General features: G+C 74.2%; 16 protein-coding genes. 8 read left to right on the top strand and 8 right to left on the bottom strand.

All coding sequences use genetic code 11. The annotated features are described in order from the left end of the window. Nucleotides 1-418 precede the first annotated feature (418 nt). Nucleotides 419-1,687 carry an acyl-CoA dehydrogenase family protein gene (locus tag IE332_RS05310; RefSeq protein ID WP_373313671.1) on the bottom strand — a complete coding sequence of 423 codons (1,269 nt, stop codon included), beginning with the start codon at nucleotides 1,685-1,687 and terminating at the stop codon, nucleotides 419-421. Nucleotides 1,688-2,108: 421 nt separating this feature from the next. On the opposite strand from IE332_RS05310, the gene IE332_RS05305 reads away from it, so the two are divergent. The 3 genes from IE332_RS05305 (at nucleotide 2,109) to IE332_RS05295 (ending at nucleotide 7,695) form a co-directional block, all read left to right on the top strand. Then, entirely contained in the window at nucleotides 2,109-3,185 is a 1,077-nt protein-coding gene (locus IE332_RS05305; RefSeq protein WP_189913898.1) for a GAF domain-containing protein, read from the top strand. Between the two features lie 419 nt (nucleotides 3,186-3,604). Continuing rightward, nucleotides 3,605-5,191 (top strand): lipase maturation factor family protein, encoded by a 1,587-nt coding sequence (locus IE332_RS05300; RefSeq protein WP_189914109.1) that lies wholly within the window; start codon nucleotides 3,605-3,607, stop codon nucleotides 5,189-5,191. 206 nt (nucleotides 5,192-5,397) lie between these two features. After that, complete coding sequence (locus tag IE332_RS05295) at nucleotides 5,398-7,695, top strand: hypothetical protein (protein WP_189913897.1); 2,298 nt, start codon at nucleotides 5,398-5,400, stop codon at nucleotides 7,693-7,695. A 76-nt stretch (nucleotides 7,696-7,771) separates the two neighbouring features. Here the strand turns inward: IE332_RS05295 and IE332_RS05290 are convergent, their stop codons facing one another. Both IE332_RS05290 and IE332_RS05285 read right to left on the bottom strand, forming a co-directional pair. Further along, nucleotides 7,772-8,824: a transglycosylase SLT domain-containing protein gene (locus IE332_RS05290; RefSeq protein ID WP_189913896.1), complete on the bottom strand. Its 1,053-nt coding sequence runs from the start codon at nucleotides 8,822-8,824 to the stop codon at nucleotides 7,772-7,774. Between the two features lie 47 nt (nucleotides 8,825-8,871). Next, nucleotides 8,872-9,729 carry a helical backbone metal receptor gene (locus IE332_RS05285; protein ID WP_229928311.1) on the bottom strand — a complete coding sequence of 286 codons (858 nt, stop codon included), beginning with the start codon at nucleotides 9,727-9,729 and terminating at the stop codon, nucleotides 8,872-8,874. Between the two features lie 181 nt (nucleotides 9,730-9,910). Here IE332_RS05285 and IE332_RS05280 point away from each other — a divergent pair, with 181 nt between their 5' ends. The 3 genes from IE332_RS05280 to IE332_RS05270 are packed head-to-tail and all read left to right on the top strand — an operon-like array spanning nucleotide 9,911 to nucleotide 12,888. Further along, nucleotides 9,911-10,993: an ABC transporter substrate-binding protein gene (locus IE332_RS05280; RefSeq protein ID WP_189913895.1), complete on the top strand. Its 1,083-nt coding sequence runs from the start codon at nucleotides 9,911-9,913 to the stop codon at nucleotides 10,991-10,993. A gap of 60 nt (nucleotides 10,994-11,053) precedes the next feature. Continuing rightward, the gene (locus IE332_RS05275; RefSeq protein WP_189914107.1) at nucleotides 11,054-12,091 is read left to right on the top strand and encodes a FecCD family ABC transporter permease; all 1,038 of its coding nucleotides are present in this window, start codon (nucleotides 11,054-11,056) and stop codon (nucleotides 12,089-12,091) included. After that, complete coding sequence (locus tag IE332_RS05270; protein WP_189913894.1) at nucleotides 12,088-12,888, top strand: ABC transporter ATP-binding protein; 801 nt, start codon at nucleotides 12,088-12,090, stop codon at nucleotides 12,886-12,888. Before IE332_RS05275 ends, IE332_RS05270 begins: the two co-directional genes overlap by 4 nt. Nucleotides 12,889-12,934: 46 nt before the next feature. Here IE332_RS05270 and IE332_RS05265 read toward each other — a convergent pair whose 3' ends face one another. From IE332_RS05265 to IE332_RS05250, 4 genes are all read right to left on the bottom strand, one after another. Then, nucleotides 12,935-13,942: an L-tyrosine/L-tryptophan isonitrile synthase family protein gene (locus IE332_RS05265; RefSeq protein ID WP_189913893.1), complete on the bottom strand. Its 1,008-nt coding sequence runs from the start codon at nucleotides 13,940-13,942 to the stop codon at nucleotides 12,935-12,937. Nucleotides 13,943-14,066: 124 nt separating this feature from the next. Continuing rightward, nucleotides 14,067-15,398, bottom strand: a complete 1,332-nt coding sequence (locus tag IE332_RS05260; protein ID WP_189913892.1) for a cytochrome P450 family protein — start codon at nucleotides 15,396-15,398, stop codon at nucleotides 14,067-14,069. 87 nt (nucleotides 15,399-15,485) lie between these two features. Continuing rightward, nucleotides 15,486-16,859, bottom strand: coding sequence for an MFS transporter (locus tag IE332_RS05255; RefSeq protein ID WP_189913891.1), 1,374 nt, complete (start codon nucleotides 16,857-16,859; stop codon nucleotides 15,486-15,488). A gap of 254 nt (nucleotides 16,860-17,113) precedes the next feature. Continuing rightward, nucleotides 17,114-17,677: a sigma-70 family RNA polymerase sigma factor gene (locus tag IE332_RS05250; RefSeq protein ID WP_189913890.1), complete on the bottom strand. Its 564-nt coding sequence runs from the start codon at nucleotides 17,675-17,677 to the stop codon at nucleotides 17,114-17,116. Between the two features lie 115 nt (nucleotides 17,678-17,792). Here IE332_RS05250 and IE332_RS41770 point away from each other — a divergent pair, with 115 nt between their 5' ends. Next, nucleotides 17,793-18,068 carry a zf-HC2 domain-containing protein gene (locus IE332_RS41770; protein WP_189913889.1) on the top strand — a complete coding sequence of 92 codons (276 nt, stop codon included), beginning with the start codon at nucleotides 17,793-17,795 and terminating at the stop codon, nucleotides 18,066-18,068. Between the two features lie 278 nt (nucleotides 18,069-18,346). On the opposite strand, the gene IE332_RS05240 is transcribed toward IE332_RS41770, so the two are convergent. After that, nucleotides 18,347-19,267 (bottom strand): hypothetical protein, encoded by a 921-nt coding sequence (locus tag IE332_RS05240; RefSeq protein WP_189913888.1) that lies wholly within the window; start codon nucleotides 19,265-19,267, stop codon nucleotides 18,347-18,349. Between the two features lie 239 nt (nucleotides 19,268-19,506). On the opposite strand from IE332_RS05240, the gene IE332_RS05235 reads away from it, so the two are divergent. After that, complete coding sequence (locus IE332_RS05235) at nucleotides 19,507-20,811, top strand: cytochrome P450 (RefSeq protein WP_189913887.1); 1,305 nt, start codon at nucleotides 19,507-19,509, stop codon at nucleotides 20,809-20,811. Nucleotides 20,812-20,820: the final 9 nt, after the last annotated feature.

The following is a 20,820-nucleotide window of genomic DNA, read 5'->3' as shown; positions in this document are numbered from 1 at the left end:
GTGCGGCCCGGGCGGGCTTATGGGCGCCGAGGCCGGGGTCGCCGGACGGGGTGACGTGGCGTCACCGTCCGGGCGGGGGTACAGCCACGGCCGCCGACGGCAGGAAACCTATCAGTCCCAGGTGGCATCATCGCAACATCAACTGACGATATGTGAACGGCTGATGGCACCGGCCGGTCCTGCGGCCCGAAGCGTTCGTCGACGGATCGCAGCAGCTCAGGGCCGTGTCCGCGACGCAAACGACGGATCTCCGGGAGGCTGGGTGCGCCTCCCGGAGATCCGTCAGGAACAGGTCAAGAGTCGTACGCCGAAGGGTCGCCGCCGTCCGATCCGCCCTGGGGCCCGGCCGGGCCTCCGCTGCCGGGGCGCCGGGCACCGTCCGGTCCGACCGGACCCGGTCGGTGCCGAGTGCCGGGGATCAGCTCGCGAGCGGGATCCGCACCACCCGGGCGGTCCGTTCGTCCTTGCGCTCCGCCTCCTGCTGGTTCAGCTCGGTCCACGCCCAGCTGGCCAGGTCGGACAGTTCGGCCGACCACTGCTTGCCGTAGGTGCCAGAGGCGACCTGGCCGAGCCGCAGCCGCTGGACGTCCGAGGTGCCGGCCGGGGCGTAGATGTGGGTGGCGTCCCGCAGGTAGCGGATGATGTTGAACTCCTCCTGGGTGCCGCGGGCGGCGAGGATCTCCATCGCGCTGCGGGCCGAGTCCATCGCGTACTCGGTGTTGATGAGCTTGGCGTTCATCAGCTCGGCGTCGCAGGGCTTGCCGTGGTCGAGCAGGTGCGAGGCGTGGTACGCGGCCAGCTTGGCGGTCATCAGCTTGGACTGCAGCTCGCCGAGCTTCAGCGCGACGCTGTTCAGCTGGTTGAGCGGCTTGCCGTACAGCACCCGCTCCTCCGCGTAGCGCACGACGTCCTCGACGATCGCGACGTGGATGCCGAGCGCGACGGCGCCCAGGTTGAGGCGGCCGTACAGGGTGGAGGAGGAGTAGGCGACGTCCAGCCCCTGGCCCTCCACGCCGAGCCGGTTGCCGACGGGTATGCGGCAGTCCTCGAAGACGAGCTCGCCGAAGCTGAAGCCGTGCAGGCCGCCCTGGGTGCCGAGGGTGCCGGTGCGGAAGCCGGGGCGGTCGCTCTCGACGAGGAAGGCGGAGAGCCCCCCGCTGCCCTGGCCGGTGCGGAACACCACGCCGTGCACGTCGCCGATGTGGGAGTTGCCCACGAACCACTTGCGGCCGTTCAGCACGTACTGGTTGCCCTCGCGGCGCGCGGTGCCGGCCATGCCGAGCACGTGGCCGCCGGACTCCGGCTCGGTGACCGCGATGGTCGGCAGGGACTCCCCGGAGGCGAACCTGGGCAGCCACTTGCGCCGCTGCGCGTTCGAGCCGAAGTGGATGACCTTGGCGACGCCGAGCTGCGAGGCCTGCGCCATCGCGCCCATCGCGCCGCTGACGCGGGCCAGTTCCTCCACGATGATGGTCTTGGCGAGGTGACCGAGCCCGAGGCCGCCGAACTCCTTGGGGATGGTCACGCCGATCCAGCCGCGACGCGCGATCTCCCTCGACAGTTCGAACTCGACCTCCCGATCGGCCTCCATCCTGGCGACCTGAGGGCGAACCTCCTTCTCCGCGAACTCACGGACCTCCGCCCGGAGGCTCTCGTGTCGTTCGTCGGTGAAGTAGTCCATGGCCATGCTTGGTCCTCTCGTTTCCGGGGGAGTCGTGCCTCCGTCCATGCCGTAGATGCCGCTCGGCCGCCCCGCAGGGGAACACGGTGGGGGTGTGGGATGTGGCCGGCCGATCGCTCCCTTGCCTTCGGTGCATGCGGACCCATGGCGCGGTTTTCCGAGGGAGAGGAACACCGTCCGTGTCTTCGGCAGGGCTCATTGTCGTATGTGAACACCCCCCGCACGGCTAGTTGATCTTGGATTGGCGTGATCCCGGTCGTCCTTGTGGTTGGTGGGTTTCGTGCTGACATGGACGGGGAAATGATCTTCCCCCTTCCGGAGACCCGGCTGAGCGGCCGTTCACATGCGGCTTTGACTGATCATCGGCAAAGACGGTGGCCGGTACCGGTAGCACCGAAGAGACCGGATGTCTGATTACATGTGCGCCATGACTGATGTGATGAGCACTCAAGGCCAGTTCCCGGGTGCTGCCGGGGAGTCCGAACGGACTCGCAGGCTGCGCAGCCTGGGTCTCAACGAACCGTCCGCCGATGAGGCTTTCGACCGCTTCGCGCACCTGGCAGCCAGCATCACCCGCGCCCCCATCGCGATGGTCAACTTCATCAACGACGAGCGCCAGATGTTCCGGGGGCTCTACATTCCGCCAAACTCGCCCGAGATCGCGACAGATGAGGGCGCTTCCTGGGCGGACCGGGGCATCGCGTTCGACCTTCCCACCCGTCAGATGCCGCTGAGCCACGGCTTCTGCCCGCACGTGGTCGCCCAGCGCTCGCCCCTCGCGCTGGACGACATCCTCGCCTACCCCCGGTTCGCCGGAAATCCGGTCGTCGACGAACTCGGCGTCCGGGCCTACCTCGGCGCCCCGCTCGTCGACGACACCAACACCGTCATCGGCACCGTCTGCGTCCTCGACCGGGAACCCCGGCAGTGGGGGCGCGAGCGGCTGCGCGACATCCAGCACCTCGCCGAGGCGCTGCTCTCCGAGATCCGGCTGCGCGACAACCTGCTCGCCCAGCAGCAGGAGATGTTCGCCGCCTTCGACGGCTCCCCCTTCCCCATCATGCTCACCGACGGCCCCGGCCAGGAGATCCGCTACGCCAACGCCCAGCACGCCGACACCTTCGGCGCCCCGGTGGCGTACGGCTCGATCGGCCAGGCCTACCCCCAGCTCGGCGCGGCCGGCCTCCAGCAGGCCGTCGCCGAGGCCTACCGCACCGGCCGCGCGACCGTCCTGAACGACGTCCGGGTGCAGCCGACCCGCCCCGAGGCCCAGCGCATCCAGCAGATCTTCAGCTTCACCTGCACCCCGATGCGGACCGCGCGCACCGGCCAGGTCAACGGTGTCCTCACCGTCGGCATGGATGTCACCGCGCAGTCCCGGACCGAGGAGGAACTCGGCACGCTGGCCGCACTGCTGGTCGACCGGCTGCAGCAGAACGGCGTCGCGACCACGACCGGCCGACCGGGCATCGCCGGCGGCTCCGGACTCGTCCTGCCGAACTGAACCGCCGACCGGCCGCCCCCGCGCGGCACGACGGCCCACGACCGTACCGCCCGCTCCGACCGTTTGGCCCGTATTACCCGCATTGCTCGCACGACCCGCGTGATCCGCAGTACCCGCACTATCCGCATTCCCCGTACGACGTGCACGACCCGCACGACCCGCACGACGCGTCCGTACCGCCCACCGCCGTGGCGGGGCGCCTCTCACCCCCGAGGAGAGGCTCCCCGCCACAGCGCTGTCCGGACTAGCCCGGCAGGTGCCCCGGCCCCGGCTGCGGCCCCGGCCGCCGCCCCCGACACCCGGCCGCGGCCCCGGCCGTACGGTGCGGCGCAGTTCGGGCGGGCCGAGTGGGTGAACCGTCCGGCGCCCGCGCCCCGGCCCGGCCCGCGCGCCGGGCGGCGGTGGTAGGCATGGGCCGCATGGACTGGTTCGCCGCCCCCGACTACTGGCTGAGCCGGCTGCTCGTCCAACGCCTGCTCGCCGCCCTCTACCTGATCGGATTCCTCAACGCCGCCGCGCAGTTCCGCGCCCTCATCGGCGAGGACGGCATGCTCCCGGTGCCCCGTTTCACCGCCCGGGTCCCGTTCCGCCAGGCCCCCGGCCTCTTCCACCTCCACTTCAGCGACCGGTTCTTCGCCACCGTAGCCCTCGGCGGGGCCGCCCTCGCCGCCGCCGTCACCGCCGGGCTCGGCGACGCCGTCCCGCTCTGGGCCTCGATCCTGCTCTGGGCGGTGCTCTGGGTCCTCTACCTCTCCATCGTCAACGTGGGGCAGACCTGGTACTCCTTCGGCTGGGAGTCCCTGCTGCTCGAAGCCGGCTTCCTCGCCGCCTTCCTGGGCAACGCCGACACCGCCCCGCCCACGCCGGTGCTGTGGCTGCTGCGCTGGCTGGTCCTCCGGGTCGAGTTCGGCGCCGGACTGATCAAGCTGCGCGGCGACAGCTGCTGGCGCGACCTGACCTGCCTGCGCTACCACCACGAGACCCAGCCGATGCCCGGGCCGCTCAGCTGGTTCTTCCACCACCTGCCCGACCCGCTGCATCGGGTCGAGGTGGCCGCCAACCACGTCGTCCAACTCGTCGTACCGCTCTGCCTGCTGCTCCCGCAGCCGGTCGCGAGCTACGCCGCCTGCGCCGTCATCGCCACCCAGCTGTGGCTGATCGCCTCCGGCAACTTCGCCTGGCTCAACTGGCTCACCGTCGCCCTCGCCCTCGCCGCCGTGGAACCCGCCCGCCTCGGCCTGCCCGTCCACGCCCGCGCCTACCCCGGCACCCCGCTCTGGTACGAAGCCCTGGTGATCGCGCTGGCCGCGGCCGTCCTCGTGCTCAGCTACTGGCCGGTACGGAACATGGTCTCCCGCGGCCAGGTCATGAACCGCTCCTTCAACCGGCTCCACCTCGTCAACACCTACGGCGCCTTCGGCAGCGTCAACCGCCTCCGCCGGGAAGTCGTCGTCGAAGGCACCGACGAGTCGGTCCTCACCCCGCGAACGGTCTGGCGCGAGTACGGCTTCAAGGGCAAGCCCGGTGACGTGCGCCGCCTCCCGCGTCAGTACGCCCCCTACCACCTGCGGCTGGACTGGCTGATGTGGTTCGCCGGCATCTCGCCCGACTACGCCCGCCCCTGGTTCCTGCCCTTCGTCGCCCGGCTGCTGGCCGGCGACCCGGCGACGCTGCGGCTGCTGCGCCACAACCCCTTCCCGGACGCCCCACCGACCCACGTCCGGGCGACCCTCCACCTCTACCGGTTCACCGATTGGCGCGAACTGCGGGAAACCGGCGCGTGGTGGCACCGCACCGCGCTGGGCGAGTACCTCGCGCCGGTCGACCTCGCCGCCCTCGGTCGGGCCGGGCACCGACCACCACGGGGCCGGCCCCGGCGCGGACTCCGCGAGGTCCCGCTGGAACGGCCTCGGCGGCCGGGCCCCCGCCCCGGTCCGTCCACCGTTCGGAGGCCGGGACACCCGCCCGGACCAGCGCCGGACCACCCGGGCGGGTCCCCCGAGTAGCGGCCAGGCGGGCGGTATGGCACACGACACCGGCCCGTCGGGGCGGTGGGTGCGTGCAAGGCTCGAACGGGCACCCGTATTCTGGCCTCCCACAACCGGCAGGCCGACCGCGCGCCCCCTCGCCCCGCCCCAGGGGCACCCCCGCGCAACCGGTCCGCCGTCCCTCGTCGTCAGCCCCGCCGCCGTCGCCCAGAACCGGACCTCACATGACAGTGCTTCACTCGCGCAACGCCGACGCAGCCGACCCGGTGGACGTCGCCGACGCCGCAGACGTCAAGGACCCCCAGGACGCCGCCGCGGAGACCGACCTCCGCGAGGACCTCGGCCGCTACGCCGAACTCGGGGCCTTCACGCTCACCGCCGACACCCACGCCTGGTACGCGGCCGTCGACACCGTCGCCACCCCGGAGGACGCCCGCGCCGCCTCCACCGCGCTCGCCGAACTGCGCGGCCGCGACCTGCAGCAGACCTGGGAGGCCGTCACCGCCCTGGCCACCGAGGTCAAGCTGGACGAGCCCGACACCGTCGCTAAGACCGCGCTCCTGGTCGAGATGCTCCAGCGGGTGCACCGCACCTCCGCGACCCTCACCACCGCCGCGTACGACGCCGACCTCGGCGCCCTCGCCGCCGCCACCGCCGACAGCGCCTGGCGCCGCGAGAACGGCGTCAAGCTGTCCTGGCTGCGCGGCCGCTCGCTGCGCAAGCAGGCCACCGCCCTCGCCACCGACCGCCGGGTCCGCCGCGAGGACCTGCACGAGGCCCTCACCTCCGCCGAGATCGAGCGCCGCGCCTGGGCCGCCCTCGCCCCGGCCGGCACCCTTCCGGTCGCCCCCGCCGACGGCGCCCTGGTCGAGCGCACCGCCCAGGCCGTCGAAGCGATCGGCACCGGCCTGCGCGAACTCGCCCGCCTGCTGCCCGACCACGACCTGGACGGGCTGCCCTTCGCCGAACTGATCGACCTCGTCGAGCGGCTCGCCGCCGACGAAGGCACCCTCTACCGCCTCCCCACCATCGGCGGCCTGCGCGCCACCCTGGAGGAGGCCGGCCTCGGCGACCTGCTCGCCGAACTCGCCACCGCCAAGGCCGACCGCCGCGCCGCCGAGGCCGCGTACTCGGCCCGCCAGGCACTGGCGAGCGGGCAGCGCGACGGGCTGGCGGGGCAGACCGCGGTCGAGGAGCCGGTGACCGAGGAGCCGGAGGTCGAGGCGTCGGAGGTCGAGGCGTCGGACGTCGAGACGTCGGACGTTGAGGCGTCGGATGCCCCGGGTGCCGATGTCGCGGTGTCGGACGTGCCTGAGACGGTCGTTGAGGAGCCGGTCGCCGAGGAGCCGGTCGCCGACCTGTCGGACGCCGAGGCCGCGGCGCGTCAGGCGCTGGCCGGTGGGCAGCGGGACGGGCTCGTCGAGGAGGCTCCGGCTTCGGTGGAGGCTCCGGCTGTTGAGGCCGACGAGGCCGAGGCCGTCGTCGAGGTCGAGCCTGAGGTTGAGGCCGAGCTTGAGGTCGACGAAGCGGTCGAGACGTCGGCCGAGACCGAGCTGGTGTCGGGCCCGGAGGCCGACACGGACGCCGCTGATGTCGAGCCGGCCGCGGTGGAGGAGCTGACCGAGGTCGAGACCCCGGCCGCCGTGGTCTCCCTCCCGGCGCCCTCCCCGGCCGCCGACGACCTGGTCGCCGTCGCGACCGCCGCCCTGGCCGAGGAGGCCGAGCCGGTCGTCGTGGTCGAGGAGCCCGCCGCCGAGGCCGAGGTCACGGAGACCGAGGTCGTCGCGGAGGAGCCCGCCGCCGAGACGGACGAGCCCGCTGCCGAGGTGGAGCCGGCCGCTGTCGAGGCCGAGGAGGCTGCTGCCGAGGCGGTCGACACCGTGGTCGTCGACGAGCCCGCTGACGTTGAGCCGGTTGCCGAGGTCGCGGTCGAGGAGCCCGCTGTCGAGGCCGAGATCGAGGCCGTGGCCGAGGAGCCTGCCGCCGAGGAACTCGTCGCCGAGGAGGCCGTGGCCGCTGAGGACAGCGTTGCCGTCGAGCCGGTGGCCGAGCCCGTTGTCGAGGAGCCTGCCGCCGAGGTCGAGCAGCCGACCGCCGTGACGGAGACCCCGGCTGTCGAGGCCGAGGTCGAGGCTGAGCCCGAGGTCGAGGCCGTCGCCGTTGAGGTGGAGGCCCCCGCTGTCGAGCCCGAGGTCGTCCCGGAGGAGTCCGCCGAGCCGGTTGCCGAGGTCGAGCCCGAGCCCGCCGTCGAGCCCGAGGCCCCCGCCGTCGAGCCCGAGGCCCCCGCCGTCGAGCCCGAGTCCGCTGCCCGTCCCGCGAAGCCGGACTTCACGCCCGGTCGCCCCGTGACCGCCTACTCGGCCGACGAGCTGCTCGCCGTCGTGCGGTGGCTGGACGGCGACGGGGTCGAGCGGAGTGACGAGGAGCTGCTGCGGGCGGCCATGAAGGAGCTGGGCTTCGCCCGGCTCGGCCCCCGGATCAAGGAGGCGCTGGGCGCCGCCGTCACCGCCGCGCGCGGCTGACGGGGACACCGCCTGACCGACCGGGCCCGGGACGCGATCGTGCGTCCCGGGCCCGGTCGCGTTCCGGGGGCTCCGGTCAGCCCGCCTTGTTCCAGGGCTGGCCGGACATCAGCGCCTTCACGTTGGCGACGTACCCGGGGTTGGGGATGTCCAGGCTGCCGACGACCTGGCCGGTGGCCGGGTCGGTGACGGCGTTGTAGTGCACGTTGCCCGCGCCCGCGTTGTACGCGGAGATGACCAGGTCGAGCAGGGGCGTCTTGCCGGTGGCCGGGTCGGGGGAGAGGTCGTAGCCGCCGCCGAAGGAGGAGTCGCCGTAGTAGGCGACGAGCCAGTCGAGCAGTTGGGTGCCGAGCTGGACGTTGCCGGTGAGCGTGGTGGCGTCCGAGGTGGTGCCGTACTTGCCGTTCATCCAGCTGATGGTGTTCGGCATGACCTGCATGGTGCCGATGCCGCCGTCACAGGCGAGGATGCCGGACTGCCAGCCGCTCTCCTGCCAGGCGATCGCCTTGACCAGGTTGACGGGCAGCGGCGGGAGCCGGTCGGTGCCGCCGCTGGCGAGCTTGAGTGTCCGGGACTGGCCGGCGGCCGCGGTGAGGGCGGCCGCGACGGCTTCCTTGGGTTCGTCCGGCCGGGGCTTGCTGGGCTGGCAGCCGCTCTGCAGTGGCGGCACGTGCGGGGTCGGCGGTGCGGGCGGCGGCGGGGGTGCGACGGGGCCGGGCTTGGCGGTCGGCACCGGGGCCGCGATGACGGGCTTGGCGACCGGAGGCTGGGTGGGCACGCCGGCGGGCGGGTTGCCGCCGGCCCTGGCGGCGGTGCCGGGCTGGGTGCTCGGCGTGGCCTTTCCGGACTTGCCCGCGCCGGCACTCGGGCTCTGCGGGGCGCCGGGGCTCGCGGTCGCGCTCGGGCTGGCGCTCGCCGGGGCGCTCGGGCTCGCGTTGTCGGTCGCGGTCGCGGACGGTGTCGCGATCGGGCTCTCGGTGGACGGGGTGCTCGCGGCCACCGTGGTGGTGCCGGGCGCCGCGCCCTGGTGCCGGTCGGCGTGCTGGGTGCCGCAGCCCGCCAGGACGGCGGTCGACACGGCGGCGGCCGACACCAGGGTCAGTGTCCGCCGGGTGGTGCTGGCTCTCATGTGTGGTCCCCCCTCGTCACCGGTGGGCCCGGTGAGTGGCGGTCATCCTATGAGGTGCTGGTTCCGCCCCGTACGAACGGGTGGTCGAGCGCCTGCCGAAGGACGGCCGGTGCGGTGACCAGGGACGGTCCGTACCAGGTCAGGTGCCGTCCGCTGACCAGGGCGACCGGGGTGCCCGGGAACGCCTCCGGGCCGTCCTCGGCGGTGAAGCGGTACGGCTCGTCCGGCAGCACCACCAGATCCGGTCGGACGGCGAGCAGTTCGGGCAGCGGGACGGCGGGGTAGCGCTCGGGGTGGTCGGCGTGGACGAGGTGCAGGCCGAGACGGCGCAGCAGGTCCCCGGCGAAGGTGTCGTGGCCGAGCACCATCCAGGGGCGGCGCCAGATCGGCACGATCGCCCGGGGGCCCGTGCCTGTCCCCGTCCCCGTCCTCGTCCCCGTCCCCGGTCCCGCTCCCGTCCCCTTCGCCGGCGCGGCCGGTGCCCAGGCCGCCTCCGCCTCGTCCAGCCAGGCGGGGCGCGGCAGTCGGCAGGCGAGGGTCAGCAGCCGGTGCAGCGAGCGGAAGGCGTCGTCCAGGGTGCGGATGTCGGTGACCCAGACCGGGACGCCGGCCGCCCGCAGCGCGTCCAGGTCGGGGCGCCGGTTCTCCTCGTCGTTGGCGATGACCAGGTCGGGTCCGAGCGCGAGGACGGCCGGGACGTCCGGGTTCTTGGTGCCGCCGATCCGGGTGACGGCCAGGTCGGCGGGGTGGCTGCACCAGTCGGTGGCGCCGACCAGCAGCTCGGGGGCGGTGGCGGCGACCGCCTCGGTCAGCGAGGGCACCAGCGAGACCACCCGGCGGGGCGGGTGCGGCCCGAGCCGGACGGGAAGGTCGAGATCGTCGCGCGCGGTGGTGGGGTCGGCCATCCGGCCAGCCTATGTCCGCCGTGAATCCGCCCGGGGGCCGGTCGTGAATCCGCTGTGAGCCCGCCGGTGCCGGACAAGAATCCGCCGGGATCCGCCGGAACCCACCGCCCGGGCCGTCCGACTACCTGGTCCGGGTCCGCAGCACGGGCCCGAGCACGGATCACCCACCAGGAGAGTTGTCATGCGCCCACGCGTTGTCTGCGGAATCGCGGCCGCCGTCGCCCTGTTCGCCACGGCCTGCGGAAGCGGTGGCGGGGGTGGCCAGGGTTCCTCCGTCACCGCCCAGGCCGCGCCGGCCGGTGCCTACCCGGTCAAGGTCGCCGACTGCGCGGGCAAGGAGACCGTCATCGCCAAGGCACCGGCGAAGATCGTCACCAGCAACGCGTCGAGCCTGGAGATGCTGCTCCGGCTGGGCGCGGGTGACCGGGTGATCGGCACCGGCTTCCCGCCCGGAAAGGGCACCCTGCCCGCGGACCTCGCTGACCAGGGCGGCAAGGTCCCGGTGCTGGGGGACAAGGTGATCCCCAAGGAGAAGCTGCTGGGCTCCGGTGCCGACCTCTACGTCGACACCTTCAGCGCGATGCCGATGATGGGCGGCGGCGCCACCGGGCCGAGCGAGGAGGAGTACGCGGCGGCCGGCATCCAGCACGTCTTCCTGCTCTCCACCGCCTGCGCCGGCACCCCGAAGGCCGCCAAGGCGCCGCGCACCGACCTCGCCGGGGTCGAGGACGACATCCGACGGCTCGGAGCGGTCACCGGCACGGCGGCCCGCGCGGAGGAGCTGGTGACCGGGATGGAGAAGCGGATAGGTGAGGTCCGCACCGCGCTCGCCGGCGTCCCGGAGGGGCAGCGGCCGAGCTACTTCGTCTTCGACTTCGACGCCGGGACCAAGCAGCCGGTGGCGGTGTGCGGGCGGCAGGTCGCCAACGCCGTGATCACCCAGGCCGGGGCGCGCAACGTGTTCGCCGACTGCGACGCCGACTTCAAGCCGGGCTCCTGGGAGGACGTCGTCGCCAAGAACCCGGACTGGATCCAGCTCGCGGTCCGCAACCGGGGCAGCGAGGAGGCCACCCGCAAGGCCTTCGACGACGCGGAGGCGTTCCTGAGGAGCTTCCCCGCGACCCAGGGCCTGAAGGCCGTCCAGGAGGGGCACTTCGTCCGGCTCGGCTCCGAGGTGACCACCATCGCGGGCGTGCGCAACGCCGACGCCGTCCGGCAGATCGCCGCGACCGTCCACCCTGACCTCGTCAAGAACGGGCAGTAGTCCGTGACGTCCACGTCGGTCGATCACGTCGAGGCGGTCGACAGCCCGCGCCCGGCCCGCATGCTGCAGGCCGGGCCGCTGGCCGCCGCCCTCGCCGTCGCCCTGGTGCTCGCGCTGACCGCGGCCGTCTCGCTCGGGTCGGTGGACATCCCGCCCGGCGAGGTCTGGTCGGTGGTCGCCCGCCGGCTGACCGGGCAGACCCCCGAAGCCGGCACCCGCGACCTCATCGTCTGGCAACTACGCGTCCCGCGCGCCCTGTTGGCGGGAGTGGTGGGCGCCGGGCTCGGCCTGGTCGGCACCGCCGTCCAGGCCCTGGTCCGCAACCCGCTGGCCGACCCGTACCTGCTCGGCATCTCCTCCGGCGCCTCCCTGGGCGCGGTCGCCGCGATCGTGCTCGGCACCACCTTCGGACTCCAGCTCTCCTTCGGCAGCGCGCTCGGCCTCACCGTCTCCCTGGCGGCGTTCGCCGGCGCGCTCGCCGCGTTCTCGCTGGTGTGGCTGATGGCCCGGCGCGGCGGCGGCTTCTCCCCGCTGCGCCTGGTGCTCGCCGGCATCGGCATCGCCCAGTTCCTCGGCGGCATCACCAGCTACCTCGTCCTGCAGACCCGCGACGAGCAGCAGACCCGGGGCGTGCTGTTCTGGCTCATGGGCAGCCTCGGCGGCGCCGTCTGGGCCCAACTCGCCGTCCCCGCCGTCGCCGTGGCGCTCGGTCTCGCTCTGCTCCAGGCCCGCGCCCGGGGGCTCAACGCGATGCTGATGGGCGACGAGACGGCGGCCGGGCTCGGCGTGGACGTCGCCCGGCTGCGCCGCGAGGTCTTCGTCGTCACCAGCGTGCTCACCGGGGTCCTGGTCGCCGTCTCCGGGGCGATCGGCTTCGTCGGGCTGATGGTGCCGCACGTGTGCCGACTGCTCCTCGGCGGCGACCACCGGCGCCTGCTGCCGCTGTCCGCGCTGACCGGGGCCCTGCTGCTGGTCGTCGTCGACACGGTCGCCCGGACCGCCCTGGACGGCCAGGAACTGCCGATCGGCGTGGTCACCGCCGTGCTCGGCGCCCCCACCCTGCTCTACCTGCTGGACCGACGTCTGGAGCGCAGTTGAGGATCGCCGTCGAGGACTTGAGCGTCGCCCTGGCCGGGCGGACCGTGCTGGCCGGGGTCCACCTGGTCGCCGAGGAGGGGGAGATCGCCGGACTGGTCGGGCCCAACGGGAGCGGCAAGTCCAGTCTGCTGCGCACCGTCTACCGGCACCTGCGGCCGAGCGCCGGGCGGGTGCTGCTGGCCGGGCAGGACCTCGCGGAGCTGCGGCCCGCGCAGTCCGCCCGGCACATCGGGGCGCTGCCCCAGGAACGCGGTGGGGACTTCGAGTTGACCGTGCGCGAGGTGGTCGCGATGGGCCGTACCCCGTACAAGCGGGCCTTCGCCGCCGACGACGCCGAGGACCACCGGATCACCGCCGGGGCGCTGGCCCGGGTGGGGATGGCGGCGGCCGCCGACCGCCGGTTCTCCCAGCTGTCCGGCGGCGAACGCCAGCGGGTGCTGCTGGCCCGCGCGCTCGCGCAGCAGCCGGCCGTCCTGGTGCTGGACGAGCCGACCAACCACCTGGACGTCCGCCATCAGGTCGAACTCCTGGCCCTGCTGCGGGAACAGCGCCGCACCACGTTGGTGGCCCTGCACGACCTCAACGCCGCGGCCTCGGTCTGCGACCGGCTGCACGTCCTGCACCGCGGCGCCCTGGTCGCCTCCGGGAAGCCGCGCGAGGTGCTGACCGCCGAACTGCTGGCGGAGGTCTTCGGGGTACGGGCCGCGGTGGTCGAACACCCGCTCACCGGCGATCCGTTGATCGCCTTCGACCACCGCACTCCGGTCGGTGCGGTGGTCCCCGCGGCGGAGCGGTAGGCCGGTCTCCGGCCCCGCCCTGTGGCTCTTCCCAGGGGGCTTCCCCTCAGTGGCCTTGCGGGTGGCTCTCGTAGTGGCTCGGCCGGCCGTCGCGCAGCACCAGCCGGCCGAGCCGACCGGCCTCCTCGCTGCGCAGCAACTCCCAGGTCCCGTCCTCCCGGTGGAGCACCGAGGAGTGCCAGGGCGTGGTCCAGGCGTCGGCCGCGGCCAGCAGCCGGATGCCGAACTTCGCCACCCCGGCCGGCTGCGGGTGGATGGAGAGCCGGACCGCCCGGGGGTGGTGCTCGGCGATCAACTCGCCCCAGGCACGGCTGCGCTGGATCACCCCGTAGGCGCGGCGTCGGCACTCCCGTTGCAGGGCCGAGCGGGTGCCGGGGAAGCTGACGGTGTCCTCGGTGAGGAAGCGGGTGATGCCGCGGTAGAGCCGCAGGGTCTCCTCCTCGGTCAGCACCTGCTCGCGCAGCTCCTCGACGGTGGGGGCGTACTCCTCGTGCACCCGGGCGCGCTTGTCGTCGTACGGGAGGTCGCCGAGGACGTCCCGCAGGTCGAAGGTGTCGAGGTGGTCCAGGCCCTCGCGGGCGATCATCGCGGTCAACTCGTCGGAGTACGCGTCGATGTGGTCGTCCGGGACGTTGATCAGGTCGCCGAAGACGTGACCGTCGGAGCAGATCAGGATCCGGGCCCCGGGCTCGTGGAGGCGGCCTATCTCGGCGCAGAGCCGGTCGAGGAAGGTCAGAGACAGCCGTTCGCCCTCGTCGGGCAGGTGGCCGAGCACCTTCGCGGGGTTCGGTGACTTGCACGGGAAGCCGGGCAGGGTGAACACGATCGGCTCACCGGCGGCGACGAAGGCCGCCACCTGCGCGAGCTGGAGCGGGAAGTGCTCCGGCCGGGCCTCGAACTCCGGGTCGGAGGCGCGGCGGTGCGGCAGCAGCAGGCCGAGGACGCGGGCGGCGAGCCGCTCGGCCGCGGGGTGGTCCCCGGGCCCGGTGACGGGAGCCGGGGTGGTGGGGCTGGCGCTGGGGCTCGGGGCGATGGCGGTGCCGACGGGCGGCATGGCGGGTCCTCCACGGATGGTGATGCGGTACGGGCTTCGGGCAGGCGGAGCCGGGGTCGGTGCCGGGGTGTTGTGTTGCTGGGGCGCCCTCGGTGCTGCGGTGCCGGGCGGCGCGTTGGGCGGGTCAGCGGCGCCGGTCGTAGGCGACGGGCAGCCGGTTGACGCCGCGGGCCAGGACGGCGGGGATCCAGGTGAGGTCCGCCAGGCCGTCGCCCGGGGCCTCTGCCGGACGCAGGCCGGACAGGCGGGAGAGCAGGGTGCCGACGGCGATCCCGAGTTCGGCCCGGGCCAGCGCCGCGCCGGGGCAGTAGTGGATGCCGTGGCCGAAGGCGAGGTGGGCGTTGGGGGAGCGGTCGAGGTCGAGGCGGTCGGCCTCGGGGAACCGCTCCCCGTCGCGGTTGGCGGCGCAGAGCGAGACGATCACCGAGTCGCCGGCCGGGACGGTGGTGCCGAACAGGTCGCTGTCCTCGGTGAAGAACCGCCAGGTGGTCAGCTCGAACGCGGCGTCGTGGCGCAGCAGTTCCTCCACCGCCCGGGCGAGCAGTCCGGGCTCGTCGAGGCCCCCGCGCAGGCGGTCGAGCTGCTCGGGGTGGCGCAGCAGGGTGATCAGCATGGTGGTGATCTGGTTGGTGACCGGCTCCTGGCCGGCGACCAGCAGCTGGAACACCATGGAGTCGAGCTCCTCGCGGCTCAACTCGCCCGCGTCGTGGGCGGCGACGAGCCGGCCGAGCAGGTCCTCGGACTCCTCCCAGCCGGGCTCCCGGCAGTCGCTCCGCTTGCGGGTGACGACGTCGGCGATGTACGTCTGCAGGCCGCGCAGCCGTGCCTCGTACGCCGGCCGGCCGGGGTCCTGCGGGCCGACCGGCTGGACCACCTTGCCCCAGTCGCGGTCGAAGCGGTCGGCCAACTCGGCGGGGAGGCCGATGACTTCGGCGAGCACCTGGAAGGGGTAGTGGGCCGCGAACCCGGCCACCAGGTCGGCGCCGCCGGTCTCGGGCAGCCGGTCCACCAGGGCGTCCGCCAGCTCCTGCAGCCGGGGGCGCAGCGACTCCACCCGGCGCGGGGCGAAGGCGTCCAGGACGAGCCGGCGCATCGAGGTGTGCTTGGGCGGGTCCTGGTGGAGCAGGTGCACCTGGAGCTGGGAGTGCTGGGGCTCGGGCATGATCGACGCGAGCCGGCGCCAATTGTCGTTGCCCAGGGCGTGGTTCTTGCCGAGGCGGGGGTCGTTGAGGGCCGTGTGGGCGGCCTGGTAGCCGGTGACCAGCCAGGCGTGGATGCCGCTGGGGAACTCCACCCGGTGCACCGGTCCGGCCTCGCGCATCCGCCGGTACAGCGGGTACGGGTCGCTCTTGTACTCCGGCCCGTACAACGGGACGGGGGAGGGCAGCCGGTCGTACCCGTACGGGCAGCGCGCGGCGCCCTCGGTGGTGGCCGGGTCGGGGATCGTGTCGGTCATCTGGGCGGTCCTTCACTGCGGTTGGGGCGGCTCGGGCGGTTGGGGCGGTTCGGGCGGTTGGGGGCGGGCGTTTCCGGGGAGGCCCGGTCAGGTCCGGCGGTGGCGGTGCAGGGCGAGCAGGACGACGGCGGTGCCGGCGACCAGGGCCGCCAGGGAGATCCCGGCGCGGGTCCCGGTGGTGGCGCGGTCGCCGGCCAGCGCGGCGGCGGTGGCCAGGGCCGGCCCGAGGGCGAAGCCGAGGCTGCGGGCGAGCTGGACGGCGGAGCCGGCGGTGGCGAGCTTCCCGGGCGGGGAGGCGGTCATCACCAGGGCCTGGGTGGGGCCGCCGTTGAGGCCCATCCCGGCGCCGGCGAGGGCGAGCCGGGCGGCGATGTCCCCGGCGGACCAGCCGGTGTCCAGCGGGATGAGCAGGGCCAGGCCGAGGGTGGTGACGGCGGCGCCGGTGAGCGCGGTCGGGCGGGCGCCCCAGCGGTCGGCCAGCCGTCCGCCGACCCGGCCGGCCAGCACCATGCCGAGCGGGAACGCCAGCATGGTCAGCGCGGTGGTGGTGGCGCTCTCGCCCCGAGGGCCGCGCAGGTACTGGGCGAGCAGGTAGTGGCAGGCCGCGAAACCGGCGGCGAGCGCCAGCACCGAGGCGTTGACCCCGGCGGTTCCGGCGGCCCGCAGCACCTCCGCCACCGGCCGGCCGCCGGGGCGGCGCAGCCACAGCAGCACCAGCGGTGCGGCGGGCAGCACGAGCAGCAGCCACTGCGGGGCCCCGGGGGCCAGGGTCAGTCCGAGCAGGACGGCGGCGACGGCGCCGCCGATCAGGGCGGCGTCCCCGAGCGAACCCCGGTCGGGCAGCCGCAGCCCGCCGCGTCGCGGGGCATGCCGCCGCACGATGAGCACGGCTGCCAGGCAGACCGGCAGTTTGACCAGGAAGATCGCCCGCCAGCCGAGGTGGTCCAGCAGCAGGCCGCCGATGACCGGGCCGGTCACCGCGCCGAGCGGGCCCAGCGTCGCGGGCACGCTCATCGCCCGCCCGCGCAGCTCGGGCCGGACGGAGGTCGCGGCGAGCACCGGCATCAGGACGAAGAGCACGGCCCCGAAGGCGCCCTGCAGCAGACGGGCCGCGATCAGCCAGCCCGCCCACGGGGCTGCGGACGCGAGCACGCTGCAGCCGGCGAAGCAGCCGACCGCGAGCAGCAGCGCCGACCGGGTGCCGACCTGGTCCAGCCACCGGCCGGCGGGCAGGAGGAGGGCGACGAGCGGGAGTTGGTAGCCGAGGACGGCCCACTGGGCGACCCCGGGGGAGACGTGCAGACCGGTCGATATGTCGGTGAGCGCCAGGTTGACCACGTTCATGTCGAGCATCGCGACGAACGAGAGCAGGCCCGCGGCCACCACCAGGCTCCAGCGGTCGACCGGCTCGGCCTGATGGTCAGTCAGTGCTGCGGCGGCCGTGGGCTGTTGCGCTGCCATGGAGTCCCTCCGTTCCGTGCTGCCGTAAACCGGACACCGCCTCGGCGGCGGGGTCCGGTACAGCAGTCGGGGGCGCGAGGGCTCCGGTTCCGAACACTTGGATGATTTTTTCGGCGGCGCTGCCCGGCGGGTGGGCGGCGGCCGACGGAGAACAGATGACAGAGAACAGATGACAGAGAACAGATGACAGCTGACAGATTTCGAAATCTGTCAGCTGTCATCTGTTACCCGAAGTCCGTCAGTCCTCGCCCGCCTCAGCAGGCGGTGGCGAGCTCCCCGGCCTCCGCCGCGCGCAGTCGTGCCATCAGCTCCTCCCGCGCCCGGGCGACCCGGGAGCGGACGGTGCCGACGGGGCAGCCGGCGACCTCGGCCGCCTCGGCGTAGCTCAGTCCGACCACCTGGGTCAGCACGAAGGCCTCCCGGCGCTGGGCGGGCACCCGGTCGAGCAGGTCGTCGAGCGCGATGCCGTCCTCGAACCCGGCCTCCGGCGTCCCGCTCTGCCGTTCCGCCGCCTCCTGCCAGTCCGGCAGTGCCGCGAAGCGCGGCCGGGCCGCGGCCATCCGGTACCGGTCGATCACCGTGCGCCGGGCGATCGACAGCAGCCAGGTGCGGGCCGAGGAGCGGCCGGCGAAGGCGGGCAGGCCGCGCAGTGCGCGCAGGAAGGTCTCCTGTGCGAGGTCGTCCGCGGACTGGACGTCGGTCAGATGGGCGACGAAGCGCCAGACGTCCCGCTGGGTGGCGCGGACGAAGGCCTCGACGTCCGCGGCCCGGCCGGAGCGGGCGGTCAGCGCGAGCGCCGTGAGCTGGTCGTCATCCACGGCGGCCTCCGACCCGGGCGGTCCCGACGTACCCGGTCCCGGCGGGCTCGGTCCCGTAGCGGCCGGCCCCGACCCGGTCGACGCCGTCCCTGCGGCCGTGCGGGACGATGGTGATATGAGATGCGCGCAGTTCCGTACCGCTCTGTCCGCACGCCTGGACGGCGAACCGAGCGGTCTCGCCGGCGCCCGGCTGGACAAGCACGTCGCGCGCTGCGCCGGTTGCCGGGACTGGCTGGAGCGGGCGGAGCGGCTGCGCGGCCGGGTCCTGGCGGCCGCCGCCGACGGTCCGTCCCCGGAGTGGTCGGCCCGGCTGATGGCCGGCCTGGAGGCGGAGGGGCTGGTCGGTCGCGCTCCGGAGGGCTCGGAGGGCCCGGAGGCCGCGGAACGGTAGGACGGTGGCGCCGGCCGGAGCCGGTGCGCCGTCGTAGTCAGGCATGGAAAGGTCCCGAGGGGAAGGCTGGGAACGGCCCCGCTCAGGGCGGCGCCGTCGGCGTCCGTGGGCGGCCGCGCAGTACCGCGCACCTCCCGGATCGACCGGTGGGAGCGGCGGCGGGCGCGGGCCCGCGCCCTGGCGGCACGGCGGCGGAGGACGCGGCCGTACGGCAGGGCGACCTGCCCGTCGCAGGGGTCCGATGGCCGGAGGAGGCCGGGGGAGCGGCGGCGGGCGCGTCAGCTGGCGAGGGCGAACGTCGGCGGTCCGCGCCGGACGACGGCGTGGGTGAGCAGGACCGACCGGGGCGGCCTGGCCCGGTCGTCGGCGGGCCGGGGCGGGGCCGGGGCCCGGTGGCCGAAGGGGCGCGCGAACAGTACGAGCAGCGGGAGCAGCAGCGCCCCGACGACGCCGCCGCCGAGCGCGCCGAGCAGTTCGAAGAGCCGGACCAGCACCGCGTCACCGCGCCACAGCAGCAGCGCGCACGCGAGCGCGGCCAGCACGTGGCCGGCGGCCATGGCGGGCGACATCCCGTGGGACATGCCGCCCGCCATGCCACCTGCCATGTCGTGCGTCATCCCGTGCGCGGCGCCGCCCGTCGTCCCGGCGGGCATCCCGCCGGGCATCGGGTGCGACATGCCGGGCATTCCGGCCATTCCGGGCAGGCCCAGGTCCATGGCCGTCCCGTCGGCGGAGGCTCCCGCCGCGGACGACGCGTGGTGCAGCCCCAGGGTGGGGCGCACTCCACCGGTGGCCGGCGGGGCGTCCGGGTCGATGCCCGCCATCCGCGCCAGGTCGAGCGGTGAGAGCCCGGCGGGCAGCCGGTCCGGGTGGCAGAGCAGGAGGGAGGCCCAGTCCGTGGTGGCGAGCCGGCCGAGACCGCCGCCCCCGCGGCCGAACGCCCCGGCCTGTTCGAACAACTGGTGCAGCGCGGTCTGCGCCACGACCATCCAGGCGCTGATCACGCCGAGCCCGCGCCGCTTCCCGGCGAGCAGCCAGGTCAGTCCCAGGACCGCCGCGAACGCGCCGGCCAGTACCGTCGGCGAGACCCCGGAGCCGGCCATGGCGACGTGCGCGGTGGCGGCCGTCGCCACGCACAGCGCGGCGAAGACCACGGCGCGCAGCAGGCGGATCCGGTCGGTCATCACGATGGCACTCATCGTCGCACCCGTCCCGCCCGGCCCGTACCGCACCCTCCGGTATTGGCCGGTTCCGTCCCGTGAGACCATCCCCGGCCGCCCTCCGGCCGCCCCGGCGTTGATCCGTCGAACCGAACACCCGCTCGTACGACCATCGGTGCAGCTTGACAAGCACTCACCGCCTGCTCACTAAATGTGCACGAGCCAGTACGTTCCGTGCGTACCGGAACGGCGCCGTCCAGAAGCAGGGAGGTCCGGCCATGGAGACCCCGGCGGACACCACGGAGTCCTTTGCCAGCTTTACCAACCGTGCCGACGCTGCCGGTCCTGCCGACCGGGTCGCGGCTGTCGACCTCGCCGACCCCGCCTTCTGGCGGCTGCCCGTTCCCGCCCGTGCCGCCGCCTTCGCGGAGCTGCGCCGCCTCCCGGGCCCGGTCTACTTCGGCGACCGCGCCACCGGGCGGGGCTTCCACGCCCTGGTCCGTCACGCCGACGTGGTGGAGGCCAGCCGCACCCCCGCCGTCTTCCTGAGCGGCCCCGGCGTCACCACCCCCGCCCCGGCCCGCTGGGTCCGGCTGCTGTTCGGCGACTCGATGGTCAACCTGGACGACCCCCGGCACGCCCAGCTGCGCCGGATCGTCTCCCGGGCGTTCACCCCGCGGCTGCTCGGCAGGGTCGAGGAGGACGTCCGGCGGATCAGCACCGCGCTGGTCGACCGGGTGGAGCGGGACCGGCCCGAGGACTTCGTGAGCGCGGTCGCCGCCGAACTCCCGTTCCAGGTGATCTGCACCATGATGGGCATCCCCGAGCGGCCGCGCCGCGAGATCCTCGACCTGGTCAACCGCACCTCCGCGGACATCGGGGTGGCCCGTACGCTGAGCCGGCGGCTCCGGTCGCCCGGGCGCGGGCTGCGGGCGCTCGCCCGGATGCAGGTCATCGTGGCCGGGATCGGCCGGGAGCGCCGCCGCCGGCCGGCCGAGGACCTGGTCTCCGCGCTGGTCACCGCCGACGTGGACGGCCGCCGGCTCACCGGCCGCGAACTCGGCGCCTTCTTCACCCTGCTGCTGGTCGCCGGCGTCGAGACCACCCGCAACGCGCTCGCCCACGGCCTGCACCTGCTGACCGTCCACCCCGAGCAGCGGGCCCTGCTCCTCGCCGACCTGGACGGGCGGCTCGACGGCGCGGTGGACGAGATGGTCCGCCACGCCACGCCGATCATCCAGTTCCACCGGACCGTCGCCGTCGACCACGAGCTCGGCGGGCCCGGCGGCCCGCTGCTGCGCGCGGGGGAGAAGGTGGCGCTGTACTACGGCTCCGCCAACCGCGACGAGGCGGTCTTCCCCGACCCGGACGCCTTCGACCTCACCCGCACGCCCAACCCCCACCTCGGCTACGGCGGCGGCGGACCGCACTACTGCCTCGGCGCGCACCTGGCCCGGCAGGAGATGACGGCGCTGTTCCGGGAGCTGTTCACCCGGCTGCCGGAGGCCCGCTCGGTCGGCGAGCCGGAGCTGGTCCCGTCCAGCTTCGACCACCGGGTCCGCTCGCTGCGGTTCACCTTCTGAGCGTCCGGC

This window comes from Kitasatospora xanthocidica (assembly GCF_014656195.1).
GTDB lineage: Bacteria > Actinomycetota > Actinomycetes > Streptomycetales > Streptomycetaceae > Kitasatospora > Kitasatospora xanthocidica.
Note: the sequence above shows the minus strand (reverse complement) of the source record. Positions and strands in the feature narration are given on the sequence as shown.

Coding starts and splice junctions, on each gene's coding strand:
- IE332_RS05285 (WP_229928311.1), bottom strand. CDS start 9,729: ATGGCCGACCCCACCACCGCGCGCGACGATCTCGACCTTCCCGTCCGG.
- IE332_RS05305 (WP_189913898.1), top strand. CDS start 2,109: ATGACTGATGTGATGAGCACTCAAGGCCAGTTCCCGGGTGCTGCCGGG.
- IE332_RS05235 (WP_189913887.1), top strand. CDS start 19,507: ATGGAGACCCCGGCGGACACCACGGAGTCCTTTGCCAGCTTTACCAAC.
- IE332_RS05265 (WP_189913893.1), bottom strand. CDS start 13,942: ATGCCGCCCGTCGGCACCGCCATCGCCCCGAGCCCCAGCGCCAGCCCC.
- IE332_RS05240 (WP_189913888.1), bottom strand. CDS start 19,267: ATGAGTGCCATCGTGATGACCGACCGGATCCGCCTGCTGCGCGCCGTG.
- IE332_RS05280 (WP_189913895.1), top strand. CDS start 9,911: ATGCGCCCACGCGTTGTCTGCGGAATCGCGGCCGCCGTCGCCCTGTTC.
- IE332_RS05255 (WP_189913891.1), bottom strand. CDS start 16,859: ATGGCAGCGCAACAGCCCACGGCCGCCGCAGCACTGACTGACCATCAG.
- IE332_RS05260 (WP_189913892.1), bottom strand. CDS start 15,398: ATGACCGACACGATCCCCGACCCGGCCACCACCGAGGGCGCCGCGCGC.
- IE332_RS41770 (WP_189913889.1), top strand. CDS start 17,793: ATGAGATGCGCGCAGTTCCGTACCGCTCTGTCCGCACGCCTGGACGGC.
- IE332_RS05275 (WP_189914107.1), top strand. CDS start 11,054: ATGCTGCAGGCCGGGCCGCTGGCCGCCGCCCTCGCCGTCGCCCTGGTG.
- IE332_RS05310 (WP_373313671.1), bottom strand. CDS start 1,687: ATGGCCATGGACTACTTCACCGACGAACGACACGAGAGCCTCCGGGCG.
- IE332_RS05295 (WP_189913897.1), top strand. CDS start 5,398: ATGACAGTGCTTCACTCGCGCAACGCCGACGCAGCCGACCCGGTGGAC.
- IE332_RS05300 (WP_189914109.1), top strand. CDS start 3,605: ATGGACTGGTTCGCCGCCCCCGACTACTGGCTGAGCCGGCTGCTCGTC.
- IE332_RS05290 (WP_189913896.1), bottom strand. CDS start 8,824: ATGAGAGCCAGCACCACCCGGCGGACACTGACCCTGGTGTCGGCCGCC.